The organism is Mesorhizobium erdmanii (assembly GCF_013170725.1).
Lineage (GTDB): Bacteria > Pseudomonadota > Alphaproteobacteria > Rhizobiales > Rhizobiaceae > Mesorhizobium > Mesorhizobium erdmanii.
Genome location: NZ_CP033361.1, coordinates 1,707,501 through 1,710,000, shown reverse-complemented (window position 1 = coordinate 1,710,000; position 2,500 = coordinate 1,707,501). Strand labels below are relative to the sequence as shown.

Genomic DNA, 2,500 nt, shown 5'->3' with positions numbered 1-2,500 from the left:
GGCTATGTCGTCATAAAGCTGTTCGAGCTCGGTTTCCGCTCTGGGGTGGAAGACAATCCGGCACTCCATCCCCTACTTGGCTTTCGCCTGCTTCGCACCCTGCTTCGAACGATGACGCGCCTCCAGCCTGGAAAAGACCGTTTCAGCGGGAACACCCTTCGCCGGATCCCGTTGAAGCTCGGCCAGGCGCGCCGGAATTTCCTGGCGCAACCACTTTTCCCGCTCCGCCTCGAAATCCTCGAGCATGCGCAGGCCGGCGCGGACAACCTCGCTGGCATTGTTGTAGCGACCTGATTCGAGCTGCTTCCTGATGAAGCTCTCATAGTGGTCGTTCAGGGCGTAGTTGGGCATGGGCGATCTCTGGAAGGAATGAGGGAGGCACCGAGGAGAATATAGCAATAGATGTCATCCATTGCCAGCATCGACCGATTCGGCGGCGCTCTGCCCGTGATTCGAATTGCCCCGCGGACAGGCCTCAAGCACCTGCTTCGGTATAACGAGATATCGCCACGGCCCCGATAGCTCCGGCGCAATCGAAGATCGAATCAGGCAATTGATGGCTGCGGCGATCTGTTCTCATCCCGGCGGGGCGGTGAGCACCGAAGCCGGCTGAGAAGGAGGCCGACCGGCCAGTTCATTTCGCATTTTGGTTACGGCTGCCCCGACTCGGCTTCGCCGTTGGCTTTTGTTCCGAGAGGGTCGATTTTTGGTTTGGCTTGAGCTGGTGCGGACTTGATGATCTGGGGCGCCAGCATTGATAGCCTTCGGTTGGCCCACAAAACGCAAAACGGCCCGCCTGGTATGATCCAGGCGGGCTGTTTTTGATTTGGTTGCGGGGACAGGATTTGATTTTGTCCCGCTGCGTCGGCTTTGCCTGCTTGCGGGCCCCTGATGCAGGTTAAAATCGCCGGGCCACGACAGCAAAATACAAAAGAGCCCGCACGAGGCGGGCTCTTTTGTATTTGGTTGCGGGGACAGGATTTGAACCTGTGACCTTCAGGTTATGAGCCTGACGAGCTACCGGGCTGCTCCACCCCGCGTTACCCGCGGTCGCCGAAGGCGACTGCGATACCCCTAAGCAAGCGTTTGCTTGCTGATCTAAGCAAGCGTTTGCTTGCTGATCTGAGCAAGCGTTTGCTTGCTTTGGACGTAAGCCGAGACCTTGGACAGGATGGCCTACAGATAGGTATATTGCTCACCAAATGAAAGGGCCGCTTGCGCGGCCCGAGATCCCTTGGCGGGCCTTGTCGTGCAGAGAAGATTTCATCACATCGACCCAAAAATCGGCTTTGATTTTTGGAAAGTACGATGTGACCCATAAAACGTGCGTTTGGCAGACCTGGCAGCGACCTACTCTCCCGCGTCTTGAGACGAAGTACCATCAGCGCTGGAGCGTTTCACGGCCGAGTTCGGAATGGGATCGGGTGCAGCCGCTCCGCCATAACCACCAGGTCGGCAAAACGCACGTTGTTCGAGAAGCTGGGTTAGGGATTAGGCAGTAGGCAATAGTGAGCAGAGATGCTGCTCACTATCGGCTGTGCTGTTTGCCCGTCTTTCCGTGCCAAGGCGACATCTACAGTTGGCTTTCGGGCGAGAGCCCGCAAGCGCGACTGCGCGTCGCCGGTTTTCCGGCGCCCTCGCGGAGCGTCCGGCCGAAGGCCGATACGACGCGTGAGCGCTGATTGAACCATCGTGTTTCACGATGGGCATAAGGAATGAGAACGATCAAGCCGATCGAACTATTAGTACCGGTAAGCTTCAAGCGTTGCCGCTCTTCCACACCCGGCCTATCAACGTGGTCGTCTTCCACGGTTCTCAGGGAATACTCGTTTTAAGGTGGGTTTCCCGCTTAGATGCCTTCAGCGGTTATCCCGTCCGGATATAGCTACCCTGCTATGCGGCTGGCGCCACAACAGGTCCACCAGAGATCCGTCCATCCCGGTCCTCTCGTACTAGGGACAGATCCTTTCAATATTCCTACACCCACGGCAGATAGGGACCGAACTGTCTCACGACGTTCTGAACCCAACTCACGTACCGCTTTAAATGGCGAACAGCCATACCCTTGGGACCTGCTCCAGCCCCAGGATGCGATGAGTCGACATCGAGGTGCCAAACAACCCCGTCGATATGGACTCTTGGGGGTCATCAGCCTGTTATCCCCGGCGTACCTTTTATCCGTTGAGCGATGGCCCTTCCACGCGGGACCACCGGATCACTATGACCGACTTTCGTCTCTGCTCGACTTGTCAGTCTCGCAGTCAGGCAGGCTTATGCCATTGCACTCAGCGAACGATTTCCGACCGTTCTGAGCCCACCATCGCGCGCCTCCGTTACTCTTTAGGAGGCGACCGCCCCAGTCAAACTACCCACCATACATTGTCCCGGACCCGGATAACGGGCCGCGGTTAGACATCCATAGTAATAAGGGTGGTATTTCAAGGGTGGCTCCACCTGAGCTGGCGCCCAGGTTTCAAAGCCTACCACCTATCCTACACAT

Annotated in this window: 2 protein-coding genes, 1 tRNA gene and 2 rRNA genes (2 of these 5 only partly in view); all 5 read right to left on the bottom strand. The window is 57.2% G+C overall.

Annotated features, from left to right (window positions below; translation table 11 throughout):
- Positions 1-69, bottom strand: partial view of a type II toxin-antitoxin system RelE/ParE family toxin gene (locus EB233_RS08260; protein ID WP_064992378.1) — the start only. Its footprint begins 243 nt before the window's first position; 69 of the gene's 312 nt are visible here — the first part of the coding sequence; it begins with the start codon at positions 67-69; its stop codon lies off the left edge, out of view.
- A gap of 3 nt (positions 70-72) precedes the next feature.
- Positions 73-351, bottom strand: a complete 279-nt coding sequence (locus EB233_RS08255) for a type II toxin-antitoxin system ParD family antitoxin (protein ID WP_064992379.1) — start codon at positions 349-351, stop codon at positions 73-75.
- A 612-nt stretch (positions 352-963) separates the two neighbouring features.
- Positions 964-1,040, bottom strand: a tRNA-Met gene (locus tag EB233_RS08250).
- A 297-nt stretch (positions 1,041-1,337) separates the two neighbouring features.
- Positions 1,338-1,452: ribosomal RNA gene (gene rrf, locus EB233_RS08245) — 5S ribosomal RNA — on the bottom strand.
- Between the two features lie 269 nt (positions 1,453-1,721).
- Positions 1,722-2,500: ribosomal RNA gene (locus tag EB233_RS08240) — 23S ribosomal RNA — on the bottom strand (it continues 2,021 nt past the right edge of the window).

What these genes read in the sequence shown, in the direction of transcription:
- EB233_RS08255 (WP_064992379.1), bottom strand. Translation starts at nt 351, where the DNA reads ATGCCCAACTACGCCCTGAACGACCACTATGAGAGCTTCATCAGGAAG.